This is a genomic window from Flintibacter porci, assembly GCF_041925195.1.
Taxonomy (GTDB): Bacteria; Bacillota; Clostridia; order Oscillospirales; family Oscillospiraceae; genus Lawsonibacter; species Lawsonibacter porci.
Genome location: NZ_JBHEVB010000014.1, coordinates 15,347 through 32,576, shown reverse-complemented (window position 1 = coordinate 32,576; position 17,230 = coordinate 15,347). Strand labels below are relative to the sequence as shown.

The 17,230-nt window shown below is 55.8% G+C and carries 20 protein-coding genes and 1 tRNA gene; 8 read left to right on the top strand and 13 right to left on the bottom strand.

Going from position 1 to position 17,230, the window contains the following annotated elements:
• Together accB and acpP are read right to left on the bottom strand one after the other, a co-directional pair.
• Complete coding sequence (accB, locus tag ACEVJL_RS13395; RefSeq protein ID WP_374738135.1) at positions 1-426, bottom strand: acetyl-CoA carboxylase biotin carboxyl carrier protein; 426 nt, start codon at positions 424-426, stop codon at positions 1-3.
• Between the two features lie 20 nt (positions 427-446).
• Positions 447-692 carry an acyl carrier protein gene (gene acpP / locus ACEVJL_RS13390; protein WP_008979945.1) on the bottom strand — a complete coding sequence of 82 codons (246 nt, stop codon included), beginning with the start codon at positions 690-692 and terminating at the stop codon, positions 447-449.
• A 377-nt stretch (positions 693-1,069) separates the two neighbouring features.
• Between acpP and ACEVJL_RS13385 the strand changes: the two genes are divergently transcribed.
• Positions 1,070-1,156: transfer RNA gene (locus ACEVJL_RS13385), tRNA-Leu, on the top strand.
• Positions 1,157-1,264: 108 nt separating this feature from the next.
• Here the strand turns inward: ACEVJL_RS13385 and ACEVJL_RS13380 are convergent.
• On the bottom strand, positions 1,265-1,924 hold the full coding sequence (locus tag ACEVJL_RS13380) for a Crp/Fnr family transcriptional regulator (RefSeq protein WP_235398450.1): 660 nt from the start codon (positions 1,922-1,924) through the stop codon (positions 1,265-1,267).
• A 125-nt stretch (positions 1,925-2,049) separates the two neighbouring features.
• Between ACEVJL_RS13380 and hcp the strand changes: the two genes are divergently transcribed.
• Complete coding sequence (hcp, locus tag ACEVJL_RS13375) at positions 2,050-3,690, top strand: hydroxylamine reductase (protein WP_325207781.1); 1,641 nt, start codon at positions 2,050-2,052, stop codon at positions 3,688-3,690.
• A gap of 67 nt (positions 3,691-3,757) precedes the next feature.
• Here hcp and ACEVJL_RS13370 read toward each other — a convergent pair whose 3' ends face one another.
• A complete protein-coding gene (locus ACEVJL_RS13370) occupies positions 3,758-4,210 on the bottom strand; it encodes a TspO/MBR family protein (protein WP_374738134.1) in 453 nt (150 codons plus the stop codon).
• 157 nt (positions 4,211-4,367) lie between these two features.
• Here ACEVJL_RS13370 and spoIIID point away from each other — a divergent pair, with 157 nt between their 5' ends.
• The 3 genes from spoIIID to ACEVJL_RS13355 all read left to right on the top strand — a co-directional run bounded on the left by spoIIID (position 4,368) and on the right by ACEVJL_RS13355 (position 6,071).
• Positions 4,368-4,616, top strand: a complete 249-nt coding sequence (gene spoIIID, locus ACEVJL_RS13365; RefSeq protein WP_020989476.1) for a sporulation transcriptional regulator SpoIIID — start codon at positions 4,368-4,370, stop codon at positions 4,614-4,616.
• Positions 4,617-4,747: 131 nt separating this feature from the next.
• On the top strand, positions 4,748-5,578 hold the full coding sequence (thyA, locus tag ACEVJL_RS13360; protein WP_325207779.1) for a thymidylate synthase: 831 nt from the start codon (positions 4,748-4,750) through the stop codon (positions 5,576-5,578).
• A 13-nt stretch (positions 5,579-5,591) separates the two neighbouring features.
• On the top strand, positions 5,592-6,071 hold the full coding sequence (locus ACEVJL_RS13355) for a dihydrofolate reductase (protein WP_151075472.1): 480 nt from the start codon (positions 5,592-5,594) through the stop codon (positions 6,069-6,071).
• A 418-nt stretch (positions 6,072-6,489) separates the two neighbouring features.
• Here the strand turns inward: ACEVJL_RS13355 and ACEVJL_RS13350 are convergent, their stop codons facing one another.
• The 5 genes from ACEVJL_RS13350 to ACEVJL_RS13330 all read right to left on the bottom strand — a co-directional run bounded on the left by ACEVJL_RS13350 (position 6,490) and on the right by ACEVJL_RS13330 (position 11,838).
• Complete coding sequence (locus ACEVJL_RS13350; protein ID WP_374738133.1) at positions 6,490-7,602, bottom strand: ABC transporter substrate-binding protein; 1,113 nt, start codon at positions 7,600-7,602, stop codon at positions 6,490-6,492.
• Positions 7,603-7,656: 54 nt separating this feature from the next.
• Entirely contained in the window at positions 7,657-8,481 is an 825-nt protein-coding gene (locus ACEVJL_RS13345) for an ABC transporter permease (protein ID WP_151076622.1), read from the bottom strand.
• 32 nt (positions 8,482-8,513) lie between these two features.
• Entirely contained in the window at positions 8,514-9,377 is an 864-nt protein-coding gene (locus ACEVJL_RS13340) for an ABC transporter permease (protein WP_008980002.1), read from the bottom strand.
• Positions 9,364-10,551: an ABC transporter ATP-binding protein gene (locus ACEVJL_RS13335; RefSeq protein WP_008980003.1), complete on the bottom strand. Its 1,188-nt coding sequence runs from the start codon at positions 10,549-10,551 to the stop codon at positions 9,364-9,366. The genes ACEVJL_RS13340 and ACEVJL_RS13335 overlap by 14 nt, the downstream gene beginning before the upstream one ends.
• A 303-nt stretch (positions 10,552-10,854) precedes the next feature.
• Positions 10,855-11,838 carry an RluA family pseudouridine synthase gene (locus tag ACEVJL_RS13330; protein WP_008980004.1) on the bottom strand — a complete coding sequence of 328 codons (984 nt, stop codon included), beginning with the start codon at positions 11,836-11,838 and terminating at the stop codon, positions 10,855-10,857.
• 166 nt (positions 11,839-12,004) lie between these two features.
• Here ACEVJL_RS13330 and ACEVJL_RS13325 point away from each other — a divergent pair, with 166 nt between their 5' ends.
• Together ACEVJL_RS13325 and rpmF are read left to right on the top strand one after the other, a co-directional pair.
• Positions 12,005-12,508: a YceD family protein gene (locus ACEVJL_RS13325; protein ID WP_008980005.1), complete on the top strand. Its 504-nt coding sequence runs from the start codon at positions 12,005-12,007 to the stop codon at positions 12,506-12,508.
• Positions 12,509-12,556: 48 nt separating this feature from the next.
• Complete coding sequence (gene rpmF, locus ACEVJL_RS13320) at positions 12,557-12,742, top strand: 50S ribosomal protein L32 (protein WP_008980006.1); 186 nt, start codon at positions 12,557-12,559, stop codon at positions 12,740-12,742.
• A gap of 89 nt (positions 12,743-12,831) precedes the next feature.
• On the opposite strand, the gene hslO is transcribed toward rpmF, so the two are convergent.
• The 3 genes from hslO to ACEVJL_RS13305 are packed head-to-tail and all read right to left on the bottom strand — an operon-like array spanning position 12,832 to position 14,788.
• On the bottom strand, positions 12,832-13,710 hold the full coding sequence (gene hslO / locus ACEVJL_RS13315) for an Hsp33 family molecular chaperone HslO (RefSeq protein ID WP_302668330.1): 879 nt from the start codon (positions 13,708-13,710) through the stop codon (positions 12,832-12,834).
• 14 nt (positions 13,711-13,724) lie between these two features.
• Positions 13,725-14,495, bottom strand: a complete 771-nt coding sequence (locus ACEVJL_RS13310) for a class I SAM-dependent DNA methyltransferase (protein WP_008980008.1) — start codon at positions 14,493-14,495, stop codon at positions 13,725-13,727.
• The gene (locus ACEVJL_RS13305; protein ID WP_008980009.1) at positions 14,492-14,788 is read right to left on the bottom strand and encodes a YerC/YecD family TrpR-related protein; all 297 of its coding nucleotides are present in this window, start codon (positions 14,786-14,788) and stop codon (positions 14,492-14,494) included. Before ACEVJL_RS13305 ends, ACEVJL_RS13310 begins: the two co-directional genes overlap by 4 nt.
• A 129-nt stretch (positions 14,789-14,917) precedes the next feature.
• Here ACEVJL_RS13305 and ACEVJL_RS13300 point away from each other — a divergent pair, with 129 nt between their 5' ends.
• A complete protein-coding gene (locus tag ACEVJL_RS13300; protein ID WP_374738132.1) occupies positions 14,918-15,622 on the top strand; it encodes a hypothetical protein in 705 nt (234 codons plus the stop codon).
• Positions 15,623-15,641: 19 nt separating this feature from the next.
• Here the strand turns inward: ACEVJL_RS13300 and brnQ are convergent, their stop codons facing one another.
• Positions 15,642-16,958 (bottom strand): branched-chain amino acid transport system II carrier protein, encoded by a 1,317-nt coding sequence (gene brnQ, locus ACEVJL_RS13295; protein ID WP_374738131.1) that lies wholly within the window; start codon positions 16,956-16,958, stop codon positions 15,642-15,644.
• Positions 16,959-17,230: the final 272 nt, after the last annotated feature.

Sequence of the window (17,230 nt, the reverse complement as noted above, 5' to 3'; positions counted from 1 at the left end):
TTATACCCTCCGCACGCGGAACAGGGGGGCGTCAAAGGCGGCCAGACTTCCATTGTCCAGCAGGACCTCCTCGATGACGCAGTCCATGGGAGCGGGAATCTCGCTCATGGCCTTCATGGCCTCCAGGATGCACACCGTCTGGCCCTTCTGCACCTTGTCGCCCACCTGAACAAAGGGGGCGGCGTCGGGACCGGCAGCGGTATAGAAGGTGCCCACCAGGGGCGCCTTGATGTATTCGCCCTCTTCTGCCTGGGCAGGCTGACCGGCCACAGGGGCAGCCACAGGAGCAGCGGCCGCAACCGGGGCGGTAGCCACAGCCACGGCCTTCTCCAGCTTCAGCCGGGTGCCGTTTTGCTCCAGCTCCAGGCCGGAGATGGAGGAGCGCTCAAAGCGCTCCATCAGCGCGTAAATGGATTCCAGTTCCATGGAAGTTCACCTCTTAAGAATTAGATGCGGTTGTCCTTGGTGCCCTCCAGGGCCTCCAGGTAACGCACGATGTCACCAACGGTCTTCATGTTGGGGCGATCCTCGTCAGCGATGGACAGACCCAGCTGTTCCTCCAGAGCGATGTTCAGCTCCACGGCGTCCAGGGAATCGGCGCCCAGATCATCAGACAGGCTGGCCTCCATGGTGACCTCGTCCATCTCGCAGCTCAGAGTATCAACAATAATGTCACGGACTTTCTCAAACATGGGAAATTCTCCTCTCGATTGTTCAAAAATTTAGTTTAAAATATTTTAGTTAAAATTATTTAATTAAAATATTTGAGCGTATTGTAACCGGGATCAGCCGGAAAGTCAATGTGGAATTTTAACAAACAGGAGTTTTTTGGAAAACTTTTTTTGACTGCTCCTTGCGAAAATGGGAGAAGAAAGGGTGAAAAAAGCCGATTTAGTAGAAATTAGAATATAATATATGGGGAAACGGAATCGTACAAAACGATGCTGCTCCCGGTGGCACAGCGTCAGGAAAAGAAAAAATGGTCGATGAAGAAAGAAAAGCGTTGACACGGGAGGGAGGATGTGGTAGTATATCTCATGCACTGAGCAAACAGTGCATTCCAAACCACGCGCGAGTGGTGGAATTGGTAGACTCGCTGGCTTCAGGTGCCAGTGCTCGCAAGGGCGTGCGGGTTCGACTCCCGCCTCGCGCACCACAAAAAGGACATCCATTCGGATGTCCTTTTTGTTTTTCCGCCGAGAGCGGTATTGGAAATAGAACGTATGAAAAACAGGACATCCGAGAGGATGTCCTGTTTTTGCAGTCAGACCCCCAGTAGGACAAAACGGTTTCGTTCGACCTGAATGAGCCCATCCCGCTGCATCTTGCTCAGCTCATTGGACAGGGCACTGCGATCTACATTCAGATAGTCGGCCAACTGCTGACGGTTAAAGGGAATGGTAAAGGAAGAACTGCCGCTGCGCATGGACTGATAGGACAGATAAGAGAGCAGGCGGCCCCGAATAGTTTTGGGGGAGGTGTGGAAAATCTTTCGGGACAGGTTCAGATTTTTCTGGGCGGAGAGGGCAAGCAGGTTGCGGATCAAAGTGTTATGGTGGCCGCAGCCATTGGGGCATACCTGCAGGACCCGGCTCACGTTGAGAAACAGGATTTGGGCCGCTTCGGCGGCTACCACGTTGACCATCAGCGGCTCATCGGGCGTACAGGCGTAGGTCTCTGCAAAAATCTGTCCTGGACCCACGCAGTCCAGTACCGTGGTGTTGCCCCATATGTCATCATTTTCAATGAGTGCGCTGCCGGACAGCATGACCCCAAGGGAGGAAATCACTTCCCCGGCCCGGTAAATCATTTGTCCTTTCTCATAGCTGCGCACGTCCGTTCCCAGACAGGCCAGCATATCCTCCAGTTCCTGAGCGGTGGTTCCCCGGAACAGCGGGGTTTGAGTGAGAAAATGGAAATTCATGCGGACCCTCCTTTTGTTGGTATAACAACGGAATTGTTAGAAACAATTTAGTATAGTATGTTTCGAAAGTCAAGCCCATTCCGCGGCGAAACTGCCGCGCAGGACAAAATTAGGAGGACCTATTTATGCAGCCCAAGATGTTTTGTTATCAGTGCCAGGAGACTGCCGGATGCACCGGCTGTACTCGTGTAGGCGTGTGCGGCAAGCAGCCGGATGTAGCTGCGATGCAGGATCTGCTGGTCTATGTAACGAAAGGCCTGTCTGCCGTGACCACGGCTCTTCGTGCCCAGGGGGAGGCGGTGGAGGGGGAGATCAACCATCTCATCACCCTGAACCTGTTCACGACCATCACAAATGCCAACTTTGATAAAGAGGCCATTGAGGCTCGCATCCGGGACACCCTGGCGGTGAAGGAAAAGCTGCTGGCCCAGGTGGAGCACAAGGAGCAGCTGCCTCTGGCCGCTTTGTGGGACGGAACCGGCAGCTGGGAAGCGAAGGCCGCTCAGGTAGGTGTGCTATCCACAGAGAATGAGGACATCCGCTCCCTGCGGGAACTCATCACCTACGGCTTGAAGGGCCTGTCCGCCTACTCCAAGCACGCCAATGCCCTGCTTCAGGACGACGGCGAGGTGGATGCTTTTCTCCAGCGAGCCTTGGTGGCCACTCTGGATGACAGCCTGTCCGCAGACGATCTGGTTGCCCTGACTATGGAGACCGGCAAGTACGGCGTGCAGGGAATGGCGCTGCTGGACAAGGCAAACACCCAGGCCTACGGAAACCCCCAGATCACCAAAGTATCCATCGGTGTGGGCAAGAACCCCGGCATCTTGGTTTCCGGTCACGATTTGCGGGACTTGGAGATGCTGCTGGAGCAGACCCAGGGCACCGGGGTGGACGTATATACCCACAGTGAGATGCTCCCCGCCCACTACTATCCCGCCTTCCAGAAGTACCCCAACTTTGTGGGCAACTACGGCAACGCCTGGTGGAAGCAGAAGGAGGAGTTTGAGACCTTCCACGGCCCCATTCTCATGACTACCAACTGCATCGTGCCTCCCAAGGACAGCTACAAGGACCGGCTGTACACCACCGGCGCGGCGGGTTACCCCGGCTGTAAGCATATTCCCGGCGGCATTGGAGAGAAAAAGGATTTTTCTGCTCTTATTGAGCATGCCAAGAAGTGCGAGCCGCCCCAGGAGATCGAGCGGGGCGAGATCGTAGGCGGTTTCGCCCACGCCCAGGTGCTGGCTTTGGCGGACAAGATCGTAGAGGCGGTGCGGTCCGGAGCCATCAAGAAGTTTGTGGTCATGGCGGGCTGTGACGGCCGCGCCAAGAGCCGGGAGTACTACACCGAGTTTGCCAAGGCTCTGCCTCAGGACGCAGTCATTCTTACCGCCGGCTGTGCCAAGTATAAGTACAACAAGTTGGATCTGGGGGACATCGGCGGCATTCCCCGGGTGCTGGATGCGGGCCAGTGCAATGACTCCTACTCTCTGGCGGTCATTGCCCTGAAGCTCAAGGAGGTCTTCGGACTGGAGGACATCAACCAGCTGCCCATTATCTACAACATTGCCTGGTATGAGCAGAAGGCGGTCATCGTACTGCTGGCCCTGCTGTATCTGGGAGTGAAGAATGTCCACCTGGGTCCCACTCTGCCCGCCTTCCTCAGCCCCAATGTGGCCAAGGTGCTGGTGGAGAATTTCGGTATCGCCGGCATTGGTACCGTGGAAGAAGATATGGCTCTGTTTTTCGGAGAGAATAACTAAGCAAAAGGGAAGAAGCCCGGCAGGCGTTACCTGCCGGGCCTCCTTTTTAGTTTAAAATCCATACACCCTAATTCAAATAGGCCGCAAAGGTGACCCAGAGCAGATAGGGGACCTGAAGCCAGGCAGCCAAAGGGTCCACCTTGCGAAAGGAGACGATCATCCATAAAATCAGTCCCCATAAAATCACCAGCCAGACCAGTGCAGCGCCGAAGGCTTGAAAGTTAAAAAACAGAATGCTCCAAAAGAAATTGAAGGCTAACTGGAGCAGAAATATGCGCAAGCTGCTGGTGCGCTCACGAGAGGGAGAAGCCAGATAGATCCGAGCTGCTCCGATGCCCATCAGAGCGAACAGAATTCCCCAGACGATGGGAAATACAAGGGCGGGAGGGGAAAGCGGGGGCTGGATAATGCTTTCACTGTAAGCTTTGGCTCCGTCTCGGGTCAGCCAGCCGGACAGGCCGCCCACCGCTTCGGTAAACAGAATCCAGGCGGCGTATATTTTCCATGTATGCTGTTTCATATTTGAATCACCCGCAATAGCATATGCCGCCCTTGGGATAGATATTCAAATCGAAAAGAAGAGGGAAAATCCGGGGGATTTCCAGCGCGTACAGGCATGGTACTCTCTCCGGCCACATATATATCTTGTGGCAAAACGGGAGAGGGAGTGTAAGGATTTGAAAGGAAATATCGAGGAACGCGCCTGTAAATTGGCGGCGTACATCATCGAAAATGGAGCAACCGTCCGCTCTGCCGCCCGGAAATTTGGCATCAGCAAATCCACCGTACATAAGGATCTGTCAGAACGTCTGCCGGCCTTTAATCGACCTCTCTATCTTCAGGTAAAGGGAATTTTGGATGAAAACAAGGCGCAGAGACATATTCGGGGCGGAATGGCCACACGAAGGAAATATAAAGGAATCTGATCCGGCAGGGGACGGCGGGCTTGTATCCCGCCGTCCCCTGTGTTAAAATATAATGAAAAAATTTGGCCTTTTGAAGGAAAAATACGGTTAAAAGGTTTCCATTATCCCCAAGTACAAAAGGAGAAAGAGCCATGAGCTACGCCGACCAGATATTTATTCAAACTTGTCAGGATATTTTAAGTAAGGGCGTGTGGGATACCGATCGCCCCGTCCGTCCTCGCTGGGAGGACGGTACCCCTGCCCACACCATCAAGCTTTTCGGGGTAGTCAACCGCTACGACTTGCGCAAAGAGTTTCCCATCATCACGGTGCGCAAGCAGTTTTTAAAGTCCGCAGTGGACGAGCTGTTGTGGATCTGGCAGAAGAAGTCCAACGACGTCCATCAGCTCAGCAGCCACATCTGGGATGCCTGGGCCGATGAGAACGGCACCATCGGCAAGGCCTACGGTTACCAGTTGGGCGTGAAGCACCACTATCCCCAGGGGGATATGGACCAGGTGGATAAGGTGCTCTGGGACCTCAAGCACGATCCCGGCTCCCGCCGCATCCTCACCAACCTGTATAACCACCATGATCTCAGCGAGATGGCGCTCTATCCTTGCGCCTATTCTATGACCTTTAATGTCAGCGGAAATACCCTCAACGGTATCCTGAACCAGCGCTCTCAGGATATGCTTACCGCCAACGGCTGGAACGTGATGCAGTACGCGGTGCTGCTGCACATGTTTGCCCAGGTGTCCGGCCTGGAGGCGGGAGAGCTGGTCCATGTCATTGCCGATGCCCACATCTATGACCGCCACGTGCCCATTGTAGAAGAGATCATCGCGCGTCAGCCCTATGATGCGCCTAAGTTCGTCATGGACAAGTCTGTCACAGACTTCTACGCCTTCACCAAGGACAGCTTCCGCCTGGAGGGCTATCAGGCCCATCCCCTGGAGGAGAAGATCCCGGTGGCAGTATAAGGAGGGGGACGAAATGAATTTGATCGTCGCAGTGGACCAGAACTGGGCCATCGGAAAGGATGGGGATCAGCTGGTCTACTTGAAGGAGGATTTGAAGCGGTTTCGGACGCTTACCAGCGGCCATACTGTGATTCTGGGCCGCAAGACTCTGGCAACCTTTCCCGGAGGGCGGCCGTTGAAGAACCGCCGCAATTTGATTTTGTCCCGGAATCCTCAATTCCAGGCGGAGGGAGCCGAAGTGTTTTCCTCTGTGGAGGAACTGGTAAAGCAGGCGGACGGAGACGCCTTTGTGATTGGCGGTGCTTCAGTCTATGAGCAGCTGCTTCCCTACTGTGATACCGCTTATATCACAAAAATCCATGCCGGCTTTCCTGCCGATACCTACTTCCCCAATTTGGACCAGTCGGGCGAGTGGGAGGTAAGCGAGGAGAGCGAGAGCCTGGAGCAGGATGGGATCTCCTATCACTACGTGACTTATTCCAGAATCCAATAAAAATGCCGCGGGCTTTCGGTGTATCAGCGCCGAAAGCCTGCGGTTTTATTCTTTGTATCCCACGATAAGGCATCAAAAAACCGGCCTGGCGAACCAGACCGGAGAACATTTGGTCTGTCACCCGGAGCAGACCGATGCCCGGTCCGGGTGACAGTGAGGCGCACAGCGCCAAAGTATCAGGTTGATCCGGCGCAGCCGGAGCCTGGTGGAGGAGAGGTGTGCGGGACCTCAGCTCCTGCGGCAGGAATGGAGGGAAACCTGCCGCCAGTCAAGAAGGGGAAAACATCTGGATCCTTGATCCATCCATAGGATACCACACTGCTGAGGAAAATCATCACGAAATTAAGACAAAAGAGTGAATAAAGTGTAAACAGGAAAAAAGTCCGCGCTCTCAACAATGAGAGCGCGGACGGATCGGTCAGGACTGGATGCCCAGGCTGGTCCAAAGGTCGTTGTACAGAGTACGGGTTTCCAGAGGACGAACCAGATAGGCTTCGCAGTTGTTCAGAACAGTCTGAGGAGCGGCCATGATGGCATAGAGCTCCATGTCCAGGGGCTCGCCGTAGGTCTCCTCATAGTACTCGGGATACTGCTCCAGAGCCTCAGCATTGGGAGAGGCGTACCAGATGTAGTCCATGTTCCGCAGAGAAGCCTCAGTGGAGCACATGAAGTTGATCCACTCCTCCGCTTCCTCCTTGTGCTGAGCGTCCTTCAGCACGCACATGGCATCCACGAACCAGTTGGAGCCCTCCTCGGGAACAACGAACTTCAGGTCGGGATTGTTCTCCAGCATGGTGAGGTAGTCACCGGCATAGTAAGCGCAGATAGCGGCGTTGCCCTGCTCCATCTTCTGGAACACCTCGTCCATGACGAAGCCCTGATACACGCCGTTGGCCTTGGCCTCAGCCAGCAGATCATAGGCCTGCTGGAGCTCCTCTTTGCTGTTGGTGTTGACCGAGTAGCCCAGATCCATCAGGGCGATGCCCAGAGCGTCACGGGAGTTGTTGAACATCAGCACATTGCCGGCGTACTTGGTGTCGAACATGGCGTCCCAGCTGGTGATGGGCTCGTCCACCATGGTGGAGTTGTAGATGATACCCACGGTGCCCCAGGTGTAGGGGACGGTGTACTTGTTCTCGGGATCGTAGGACAGATTCTTGAACCGGTCGTCGATCTTGGAGAAGTTGGGGATGTTGTCATAGTTGAGCTCGGCCAGCTTGCCCTCTTCAATGAGCTGAGAGATCATGTAGTCCGAGGGGACGATCACGTCGTAGTTGGCGCCGGCCAGCTTGGCATACAGGGCCTCGTTGCTCTCGGCAGTGGTGTAGTTAACCTTGATGCCGGTAGCTTTCTCAAACTCAGTGATCAGATCGGTGTCAATATACTCGCCCCAGCTGCACACGTTGACCTCACGCTTGCCGGTGGAGCCGTTGCCGCCCTGGCTTCCGCTGGAAGCGGGATCATCCATGGCACAGCCGGCCAGACCCAGCACCAGAGAAGCGGCAAGGGCAAAGGCGGTCATTCGTTTCATAGACCATTCCTCCAATTTCAAATCAGAATTATCTCAAGGCTCAGGGCCGGGAGATCAGGAAAGTTTTTTGGCCTGCTGTTTTTCCTGCCGGGCCTCCAGCACGTTGACAATGACCAGCAGCAGAAGTACCGCGCCGAACAGCAGGGTAGAGATGGCGTTGATCTCCGGGCTGACCCGCTTTTTGGTCATGCTGTAAATAGCCATGGCCAGGGTGGAAGTGGTAGCACCGGCGGTAAAGTAGGAGATGACAAAGTCGTCGATGCTCATGGTAAAGGCGATGAGCATACCGGAGACGATACCCGGCTTGATCTCAGGCAGAGCCACCTTCCAGAACGCCTGCATCCAGGTGCAGCCCAGGTCCTGCGCCGCGTCGATGAGATTCTTGTCCATCTGGCGCAGCTTGGGACTGACCGACAGGATCACATAGGGGATGTTGAAGGTGATGTGGGCGATAAGCAGGGTAGCAAAGCCCTGGTAGAGCCGGGGAGCGGTGAGCCGGTAGGTCTCCTCCATCCAGGTCACAAAGCCGTTCCAGGCCCCAAAGGCTGCCACAAAGAGCAGACACAGGCTCACACCGGTGACAATATCCGCATTCATCATGGGGATGTTGTTGATGGTGAGCAGAGGATTGCGCCAGCGGCGCTTCATATTGTAAAAGCCGATGGCAGCGAAGGTGCCTGCCACAGTAGCAATGAGAGTGGCCAGCACAGAAACCAGCAGGGTGGTGTAGACGCTCTGCATGATCAGCCGATCCTGGAAGAGCTCCACGTACCATTTCAGGGAGAAGCCCTTCCATACCGCGCTGCTGTTGCCCGCATTAAAGGAGAAGATGATCAGCAGCAGGATGGGGGCGTACAGAAACAGAAACACCAGTCCCATGAACAGGCGGCTGCCGAAGGAATTTTTCTTGTTCACAGCAGCATCGCCTCCTCTTCTCCCTCGCCGAAGCGGTTCATCACATACATGCAGATGATGACGATGACCATCATCACCAGAGCGATGGCGCTGCCCAGATAGGGATTATACGCACCGCCCAGGAATTGCAGCTCAATGAGATCGCCCAGCATCATCTGCGTGCCGCCTCCCATCAAACGGGAGATGGCAAAGGTAGAAACCGACGGGACAAAGACCATAGTCACACCGGACAAAATGCCGGGCAGAGACAGGGGGAAGATGACCCGGCGGAACACCACGGTGGAACTGGCGCCCAGATCCCGGGCGGCCTCCAGCAGGGAGTGGTCCAGCTTGATGATGACAGAGTAGATGGGCAGGATCATAAAGGGCAGGTAGTTATATACCATGCCCAGCACCACAGCGCCCGAGGTGCCGATCATCTTAAAGTAGGTGATATCGGTGCCGAAGATGTTGTTGATGAGATTGAATAGCCCGATGGCGGAGAAAAACTGGTTGAGAAAACCGTTCTTCTCCAAAATGGCCAGCCAGGAGTAGGTGCGCAGAAGGAAATTCATCCACATGGGCAGCATGATGATCATCATGGCGGTGCGCTGGAAGCCGGGACCCTCCTTGGCCATAAAGTAGGCCACCGGATAGCCGATGAGCACACAGATCAAGGTTGCGATGATGGCCAGCTGGAAGGAGCGGGCAAACACCACAGCGTAGTCGCCCATGCGGGAGAAGTTAGCCAGAGTAAAGCCGCCGTCCGGGGGCGCGGCGGTAAAGGCGTAGATGACCACCATGATGATGGGGGCCACCACAAACAGAGCCATCCAAATTACATAGGGGATGGAGAACAGAGCCAGCTTATTCTTCTTCATCCGGGTCCTCCCGAGGGTCTTCCTCCTGGTCCGGATCGTAGGTGGCGTCGCCGATCTCGTCATACTCCTCACTGTAAGAGGAGTAGTCGCCAAACATGCCGGAATAGTGGCTCTTTTTCATCACGTGGAAGCCGTCGGGATCGATCTTGATGCCGATGTGGGAGCCCTCAGGGCAGAAGTCGGTGGTCTGAATGAGCCACTTAAAGCCATAGAAGTCTACGATGATATCGTAGTGCATTCCCTTGAAGGTAACGTTGGTGACGGTGCCCTTGAGCTGGCCCGCCGCCTCGTCTACAATGTCCACATCCTCGGGGCGGATGACCACGTCCACCGGCTCGTCCTTCTCAAAGCCCTTGTCCAGGCACTGGAAGCGGCGGTTGAAGATCTCCACCACGCCGTCGGCGCGCATGATGCCGTCAATGATGTTGGACTCGCCGATGAAGTCGGCCACGAAGGCGTTCTTCGGCTCGTTGTAAATATCCTCGGGAGTGCCGATCTGCTGGATCTTGCCCGCGTCCATGACCACCACGGTGTCCGACATGGACAGGGCCTCTTCCTGATCGTGGGTGACATAGATAAAGGTGATGCCCATGGCCTGCTGGATGCGCTTGAGCTCATTCTGCATGTCCTTGCGCAGGCGCAGGTCCAGGGCCCCCAGAGGCTCGTCCAGCAGCAGGACCTTGGGCCGGTTGACCAGAGCGCGGGCGATGGCCACGCGCTGCTGCTGTCCGCCGGACAGAGAGGATACAGAGCGCTTCTCAAATCCGTTGAGGTTGACCACGTGGAGCATCTCCATGACACGGTCATGGATCTCCTGCTCAGGCAGTTTGACCTTGCGCTTGGTCTCCGGGTCCACCTTGGGGATGCGCAGACCAAAGGCGATATTTTCAAATACATTTAAATGGGGGAACAGGGCGTAGCGCTGGAAAACCGTATTGATCGCCCGTTTATGAGGCGGAACATCATTAATCCTCACGCCGTCAAAAAATACGTCCCCCTGGGTAGGCGTCTGAAAACCACCGATGATACGAAGCGTGGTTGTCTTGCCGCACCCACTGGGACCCAGCAGCGTGAGGAATTCCTGATCGTTGATATAAAGGTTGATGTTGTCAAGGACCACGTCGCCGTCAAAGGCCATGGTGCAGTTTGACAGGCGGATCAACTCCTTAGACATATATCCTCCCCCATTTCTGTTTTATAATAAAAATGTCAGCTCCCTTGTTATATCACCCCAAAAGGGCGCAAAGCCCCCTGGGTAGTCACGGATAGCGAGATACACTATATCTGTTTCCTATAAAAATGTCAATGGATTTTGTCGAAAACATCGGGGAATTTTAGGGGCCAAAAACAGCAGGAAAACCGCTGTTTGAAGGAGAAAAAACGCGAATTAAGGAGAATCGGGGACCTGAGGCAAAAAAGAAGAAAAAATAGGAGAAAATTCCGTAAAAAATGGGGACGGACGCAGATTGGAGAAGCGTTACGCCTCCTGACCGGAGAGGTGAAAGCCGGGGAAGTAGTCCGCCAAGAAATCCACATCCTCCACCTGGAAACTGCGGCCGTTGAGGTGCTCCAGCGGTCCGGCGTCGGTGGTAAAGCGGAACTCCAGGCGGTAGGAGTACAGAGCCTGGCCGTGGCGGCCGTATTTCCGGTTTTCCCGCTCGCTGCCGTACTTACCGTCGCCCAGCAGGGGGTGGCCGGCGGCGGCAAACTGGGCGCGGATCTGATGGGTGCGCCCGGTGATCAAGTCGCACTCCACCAGGGACAGTCCGTTCTGTACCGCCAGAGTCTTATATAAGGTAATGGCGGTTTTGGCTCCGGGCTGGGGACGGCTGCGGACGTAGACCTGCTTTTTCACCTCGTCCTTCCAGATGAATCCCTCCAGCTTGCCCTCCCGGGGCTCCATACGGCCCAGGACGGCACACAGGTAGAACTTGCTCAGCTCCCGGTCCTTGATCTTTTGATTCATCACCCGCAGGGCCTCGGCAGTCTTGGCGGCGATGACGATGCCGCCGGTGTTGCGGTCGATGCGGTTGCACAGAGCGGGGGCGAAGGAGTTTTCCTTATAGGGGGACCACTCCTTCTTCTGGTAGAGGTAGGCCTGGATGTGGGTGAGCAACGTGTTGACCCGTTCCGTCTCGTCAGGGTGGACCACCAGACCGGGCCGCTTGTCCAAGAGAAGGATGTGCTCATCCTCATATAAAATATTCAGCTTGGGCTGATACAGGGAGAGAAAGGCGTTTTCTGGGGTGGGGCGGTCGAAGAACTCATCGTTGATATAGAGCTGTAACACGTCTCCCACCTGCAGGCGTACATCCCGCTTGGAACCCTTGCCGTTGACCTTGACCCGCTTCAGGCGAATATACTTTTGCGCCAGAGGGGCGGGGAGCAGGGGAAGGGTCTTAGCCAGCCAGCGGTCCAGCCGCTGCCCTGCGTCATTTTTTGCAATGGTGAATTCTTTCATACCGTTGCCGTCCTTTGTTACATGTGTTATATTCTGATTAGATTGCATCATAAAAAAATATATTTGTCAACTGCAAAAAAAGGTTTGACATTTTGCTTGGAGTTCATTATAATACTCTCCGTACCATTACGCGAGTATGGGGTCTTGCCCCGAAGGAGGGAACCGCATGCGGCTGGATTTAAGAGATGTGATTCTGGTTCCGGACGCGGAAAAATCCTTCCAATGCCAGGTGGATTTGTCCGACCTGGAGTTTTATGGGCGTAAGCCCATCGTGCGGCCTGTTTTGGCCCAGGGGAGCGTGGTCAACCACGCGGGCGCTCTGGTCCTGAACGGAACGGCCCGCTCGGAGCTGGATTTGGTTTGTGACCGTTGTGGGAAGGAATTTTCCCGGGAGAAGGTAGTCGCGCTGGACATGCTTCTGGCTGATGAGCTGGAGCAGGAGGACAGTGAAGATGAAATTTTTCTTCTGGACGGCAATGAACTGGATCTGGACGAGCTGGTCACCACGGCCTTTGTCCTTGCGATGGATACAAAGAACCTTTGCTCAGAAGACTGCAAAGGGCTGTGCGCCAAGTGTGGAGCCGATCTGAACCTCGGCCCCTGCGGGTGCAGACCTGAAGTGGATCCACGATTGGCGGCGCTTGCGCAGCTGTTGGATAAAGAAAGCTGAGTAGTCCAAAAGTGCTTTATGGCACGCAAACCGAAGGAGGTGTCACCAATGGCGGTTCCTAAGAGAAAAGTGTCCAAGGCCCGGCGCGATAAGCGGCGCAGCTCCCACTGGAAGCTGGAGACTCCCGGTATCGTGACCTGCCCCAAGTGCGGTGCCTATCGGCTGCCTCACCGGATGTGCAAAAATTGCCTGACCTACAATGGCCGTTCTTTCGGCAAGGTGGAGGCTCAGTAATTTGCGAAAAAAAGACTGCTGTTTGGACAGCAGCCTTTTTTTTACCCAAAACGAAGGGAGCGGAGAATTTCTCCGCTCCCTTTGTTCGTTTACATCTTGGCCAACAGGGCCTCCAGCTCCTCTTTGGTGAAGGGGTAGACCCGGTCGCAGAACTGGCAGGTGAGTTCCGCCTGTCCCTGCTCCTGGATCAGAGACTCCAGTTCCTCCCGGCCCATGCTGATGAGCGCTCGGGTCACCCGGTCCCGATTACAGTAGCAGCGGTATTCCACCGGATGGGTCTCCAGGATCTCCAGCTCAAAGTCGGACAATACCGCCTCCAGAAGGCCACGGGCGTCCAGACCACCCTCCAGGGCGCGGCTCACAGACCCAACCCGGCGCACGCCGGCCTCGATCTTGGAGATGATGTCCTCTCCGGCACCGGGCAGCAGCTGGATGAGATAGCCGCCCGCGCTGGTCACCGACTGGTCGGTGCCCACCAGCACGCCCAGGGCGCAGGCGGTGGGGATCTGCTCGCTCTCTACAAAGTACATGGCCAGGTCGTCGGCGATCTCGCCGGAGAACAGGCCGATGGTGCCCACGTAGGGCTCTTTCATATTCAGGTCTTTGATCACAGTGAGGGTGCCCGCCGTACCCACGGCCCGGCCGACATCCAGCTTACCCGGCTCGATCTCCATGAGCTCCACGTGGGGATTCTGAACATAGCCACGCACGTTGCCCTGGTTGTCCGATACAGCAAGCACGGTGCCCAGAGGGCCTCCGCCCTTGATCTGCAGGGTGAGGGAGGCGCCATCCTCTTTCAGCATGTCGCCCAGCATGGAGGCTCCCAGCAGAGAGCGGCCCAGGGCGGCTGTGGCAACAGGAAGGAGGGTGTGGATTTGTCGGGCCCGCTCTACCAGGTCCCGGCCGGTGATCGCCACGGCCTTGACCAGGCCGTCAGCGGTAATGGCTCTTACCAATTCGTCGCACATAAAAAGAATTCTCCTTAAATTTGTGTGGTCAGCTTGGGATTTTTTCGGGCGGTAAAGAAGATGCGGTCCTCTCCCGGCTTGGGGGAGCGCATTTTCAGGTTGCCGTACTGACGGATGTCCTGAAAGCCCGCCTGAGTGAGATATTCCACCAGCTCCTGGGGCTCATAGGACCGCTCCCGGTGCAGCTCTTCGCCACGCTCCCACAGGCCACTCTCCTCATCCAGACGGAAAATGTCCATAAAGTAGGAGCAGATGCGGCTGCGCTGGGAGTACTCGGCACGCCACACGCAGTAGGCGTCCTCGGTCTCGTCCAGGAAAACCTGACCGTCCAGGCCCCGGAGCTTCTCCGGGGTGTTGATATCAAACAAAAACACCCCGCCGGGCATCAGGAACAGATAAACCCGTTCAAAAGCCTTTTGCAGCTTTTTGGGGTCAGTGACATAATTGACGCTGTCCAAGCAGCACACGCAGGCGTCGATGGTGCCGTACAGGTCCAGCTTGTCCATGGACTGACACAGAAAAATGGGGGGAATGCCGTCCACATCCTGGTTTTTCTCTGCGGCCTCGGCCAGCATCTCCGGGGACAGGTCCACACCGATCATCTCATAGCCCCGCTGGGCCAGCTCCCGCGTGAGAGAACCGGTGCCGCAGGCCAGATCCAGTACCGTCTTGCCCGGCAGTCCCCGGCGGCGGAAATGGGCCTCAATATAGTCAGCCCAGGCGGAGTAGCCTACATCGGTGGTAAACTCGTCGTAGCAGCCGGCCAGGAAATCGTAGCTGTTCATTTCTGCCGCTCCTTCAGCCGGGGCAGGATGGTCCGATAACCGTTAGCCCCGTAGTGAAGACACCGGTTTACCCGGCTGATGGTGGCGCTGGAGGCACCAGTACGCTCCAGAATTTCGCTGTAGATAAGGCCGTCATCCAGCAGCATGGCCACTTCCATGCGCTGTTCCATGGCCTTCAATTCTGATACGGTGCACAGGTCCTGCAAAAATTCACGGCACTCCTCCACACTGTGGAGCTCCAGCATGGCCTGGTACAGCAGGTCGCTGGAGGGTTTATCATAAAACTTGGACATGGCGGCTCCTTTCTTATGGGAAAAACATGGATTGAGTTATATTGTAACACACTAGCTTGTGAAAATAAAGAGAGACCACACCTTTTCTCCCATCATTTCATAGGATGGGCGGAAAAGGGGGGAGTTTCCATGAAGGAAAGCGGATTGCCTCAGTCTTGGCAGGTGGTGTGGAAGAAGGAAGAAAAGAAGCTCAAATTACGTGGAGAACCGGTACTTTCTCTGGCTTTCTCCTGGCCGGAGATCCAGCGGGGAGGCCGCGGGGGACGGAGGGTGAGCCAGTATTACCGGCAGGTGGTCCAGACCTGGCGCAAGCGCTGGGAGAAGGAACTGTATTGCCGCGCTTGCCTGGATCTGTCTGCCTGCCAGGAGGAGGGGCGGGCCTTCCGGCCTTGGAGTGCCCGGCTGGAGGGACAGGTGACCTTTCAGGACGAGGAGACGCTCAGCGTGGTCATGGACGCCTGGGAGGATTGGGGAGATGGACGGCCTCTTCAGGTGCGAACCGCAGATATCTGGACGCTGCCCGACGGGCGGCCGCTGGCAAAGGGACGGTGCTGGCCGGAGCGGGGGGAGCGGCGGAAGCTGTTTGCGCAGTTGGCAGAGCAGGGGGAGGAGCGGCGGAAAAACGGCGGTTGTTTCCTGGATGCGGATTTTGCCAAAAAACTGCCCAAGGCGCTGTCCTGGCACCGATGTGCCCGCACCCAGGAGGGAATGGAGTATTACATCCCTCAGGGGGTGTTGGCGGTGCCTGTGGAGGGTGTGGTGACCTTCCAGGCCCCTGAGCCAAAGCCCAAAGTAAAGAGAAGAAGGAAAAAGACGCTCCCGTCAACGAAATGACGGGAGCGAAAAAAGTTTGCTATTCTGCTATACGGGGACGCAGAGTGGAGAGAACCGCACCCAGAAGGATGCCCACCACGGCAGGTAAGACCCAGCCAAGCTTCACATCAGCCAGAGGGATGCTCTTTAAAAGGGCATCCAGGCCAAACAGAGGAATCTTCAGATCCTGTAAGGTATACAGGATACTAGCTACGGTGGTAAAGGCAATGCCCACAGGATAGGTGGCCCACAGCTTCTGGACACGGCCGGGCAGGAAGGCCAAGAAGATCAGCACGATAGCCGGGGGATAGAGGATATTGAGAATGGGCACGGAGATGGCCAGAATCTGGTCCAGACCGGCGTTTGCGATGATCATGCTGACCACGGCGAAAAAGGCCGCCCAGGTGGGAATAGAGAGCTTGGGAACCAGGGTGTTGAAGTAGGAGGCGCAGGAGCTGATCAGCCCGACACAGGTGTTAAAGCAGGCGATGATGAACACAGCAGCCAGCAGTACCGAACCGACAGGACCAAAGATAGATCCCACCACGTTTGTCAGGGTGACTGCACCGTTGGTGGTGCCGGGGAAAGCGGTGCTGGACAGAGCACCGATATGGGCCAGCATAGAGTAGACCACCGCGAAGAGAATCGCAGCGATCACGCCGGCACGGATGGTGGTCCGCAGGACGGGACGCTCCTGAGTGACGCCCAGAGCCCTGATATTGAGGACGATGACAATGCCGAAATTCAGACCCGCAATGGCGTCCATGGTCTGATAGCCGGTCAGAAAGCCCTGGACGGGAGCCATGTGGTCATAGGGAGCTAAAGCAGGGCCGTATTCGCCCACAGGGTGAATGAGGCAGCCCACAAAGATCACCGTCACCAGCACCAGGAGCATGGGGCACAGGATCTTTCCCAAGCGGCTGGTGAGCCGCTCCGGATGAAGGGCGACGATAAAGGCGGCGGCAAAGAAGATCAGGGAGTATCCCAGCTGAAACCAGGTGGTGGAGGTGCCGGCAGGGAGGAAGGGAGGTACCGCCATCTCAAAAGAAGTGCTGGCGGTACGGGGGATGGCTAGACAGGGGCCAATGGACAGATAGATCAAGATCGTGAAGATAGAGGCAAACAAGGGATGGACCCGGCTGGCCAAGGCGTTCAAACTGCCCGCCCGGACAACGGCGATCACGCCCAGAATGGGCAGGCCGATGGCGCTGATGGCCAGACCGGCCATGGCGAGCCAGGTTTGTACTCCAGCTTGGGCGCCTAACTGGGGCGGGAAGATCAGATTGCCTGCTCCGAAGAACATGGAGAACAGGGTAAAGCCAACCAACAGTTGTTGTTTTCGGCTGAGCTGCTGCATAGAATAAGTTTCGCTCCTCTCAAATAATTGCAATGTGATGTTTGAAAGAAAAAAGAAGGCTGAGGAGTTCTTGCTAGAAATCCAGAGGCTGTTCTTATTATAGATGATATCCACAAAAAAGGGAAGCGATAAAATGGGGAAACAGGACAAAACGATGGAAAAAACTAGAAATTAGTCGAAGAGAAAAATATTTTAAAAAACCTATTGACAATCGTCGAAAGTTTGGTATAATAACACCTGTCCTTGCGACAGGGAAACAAACCGCAAGGCAA

What these genes read in the sequence shown, in the direction of transcription:
- accB (WP_374738135.1), bottom strand. Translation starts at nt 426, where the DNA reads ATGGAACTGGAATCCATTTACGCGCTGATGGAGCGCTTTGAGCGCTCC.
- acpP (WP_008979945.1), bottom strand. Translation starts at nt 692, where the DNA reads ATGTTTGAGAAAGTCCGTGACATTATTGTTGATACTCTGAGCTGCGAG.
- ACEVJL_RS13380 (WP_235398450.1), bottom strand. Translation starts at nt 1,924, where the DNA reads ATGAATTTCCATTTTCTCACTCAAACCCCGCTGTTCCGGGGAACCACC.
- hcp (WP_325207781.1), top strand. Translation starts at nt 2,050, where the DNA reads ATGCAGCCCAAGATGTTTTGTTATCAGTGCCAGGAGACTGCCGGATGC.
- ACEVJL_RS13370 (WP_374738134.1), bottom strand. Translation starts at nt 4,210, where the DNA reads ATGAAACAGCATACATGGAAAATATACGCCGCCTGGATTCTGTTTACC.
- thyA (WP_325207779.1), top strand. Translation starts at nt 4,748, where the DNA reads ATGAGCTACGCCGACCAGATATTTATTCAAACTTGTCAGGATATTTTA.
- ACEVJL_RS13355 (WP_151075472.1), top strand. Translation starts at nt 5,592, where the DNA reads ATGAATTTGATCGTCGCAGTGGACCAGAACTGGGCCATCGGAAAGGAT.
- ACEVJL_RS13350 (WP_374738133.1), bottom strand. Translation starts at nt 7,602, where the DNA reads ATGAAACGAATGACCGCCTTTGCCCTTGCCGCTTCTCTGGTGCTGGGT.
- ACEVJL_RS13345 (WP_151076622.1), bottom strand. Translation starts at nt 8,481, where the DNA reads ATGGGACTGGTGTTTCTGTTTCTGTACGCCCCCATCCTGCTGCTGATC.
- ACEVJL_RS13340 (WP_008980002.1), bottom strand. Translation starts at nt 9,377, where the DNA reads ATGAAGAAGAATAAGCTGGCTCTGTTCTCCATCCCCTATGTAATTTGG.
- ACEVJL_RS13335 (WP_008980003.1), bottom strand. Translation starts at nt 10,551, where the DNA reads ATGTCTAAGGAGTTGATCCGCCTGTCAAACTGCACCATGGCCTTTGAC.
- ACEVJL_RS13330 (WP_008980004.1), bottom strand. Translation starts at nt 11,838, where the DNA reads ATGAAAGAATTCACCATTGCAAAAAATGACGCAGGGCAGCGGCTGGAC.
- ACEVJL_RS13325 (WP_008980005.1), top strand. Translation starts at nt 12,005, where the DNA reads ATGCGGCTGGATTTAAGAGATGTGATTCTGGTTCCGGACGCGGAAAAA.
- rpmF (WP_008980006.1), top strand. Translation starts at nt 12,557, where the DNA reads ATGGCGGTTCCTAAGAGAAAAGTGTCCAAGGCCCGGCGCGATAAGCGG.
- hslO (WP_302668330.1), bottom strand. Translation starts at nt 13,710, where the DNA reads ATGTGCGACGAATTGGTAAGAGCCATTACCGCTGACGGCCTGGTCAAG.
- ACEVJL_RS13310 (WP_008980008.1), bottom strand. Translation starts at nt 14,495, where the DNA reads ATGAACAGCTACGATTTCCTGGCCGGCTGCTACGACGAGTTTACCACC.
- ACEVJL_RS13305 (WP_008980009.1), bottom strand. Translation starts at nt 14,788, where the DNA reads ATGTCCAAGTTTTATGATAAACCCTCCAGCGACCTGCTGTACCAGGCC.
- ACEVJL_RS13300 (WP_374738132.1), top strand. Translation starts at nt 14,918, where the DNA reads ATGAAGGAAAGCGGATTGCCTCAGTCTTGGCAGGTGGTGTGGAAGAAG.
- brnQ (WP_374738131.1), bottom strand. Translation starts at nt 16,958, where the DNA reads ATGCAGCAGCTCAGCCGAAAACAACAACTGTTGGTTGGCTTTACCCTG.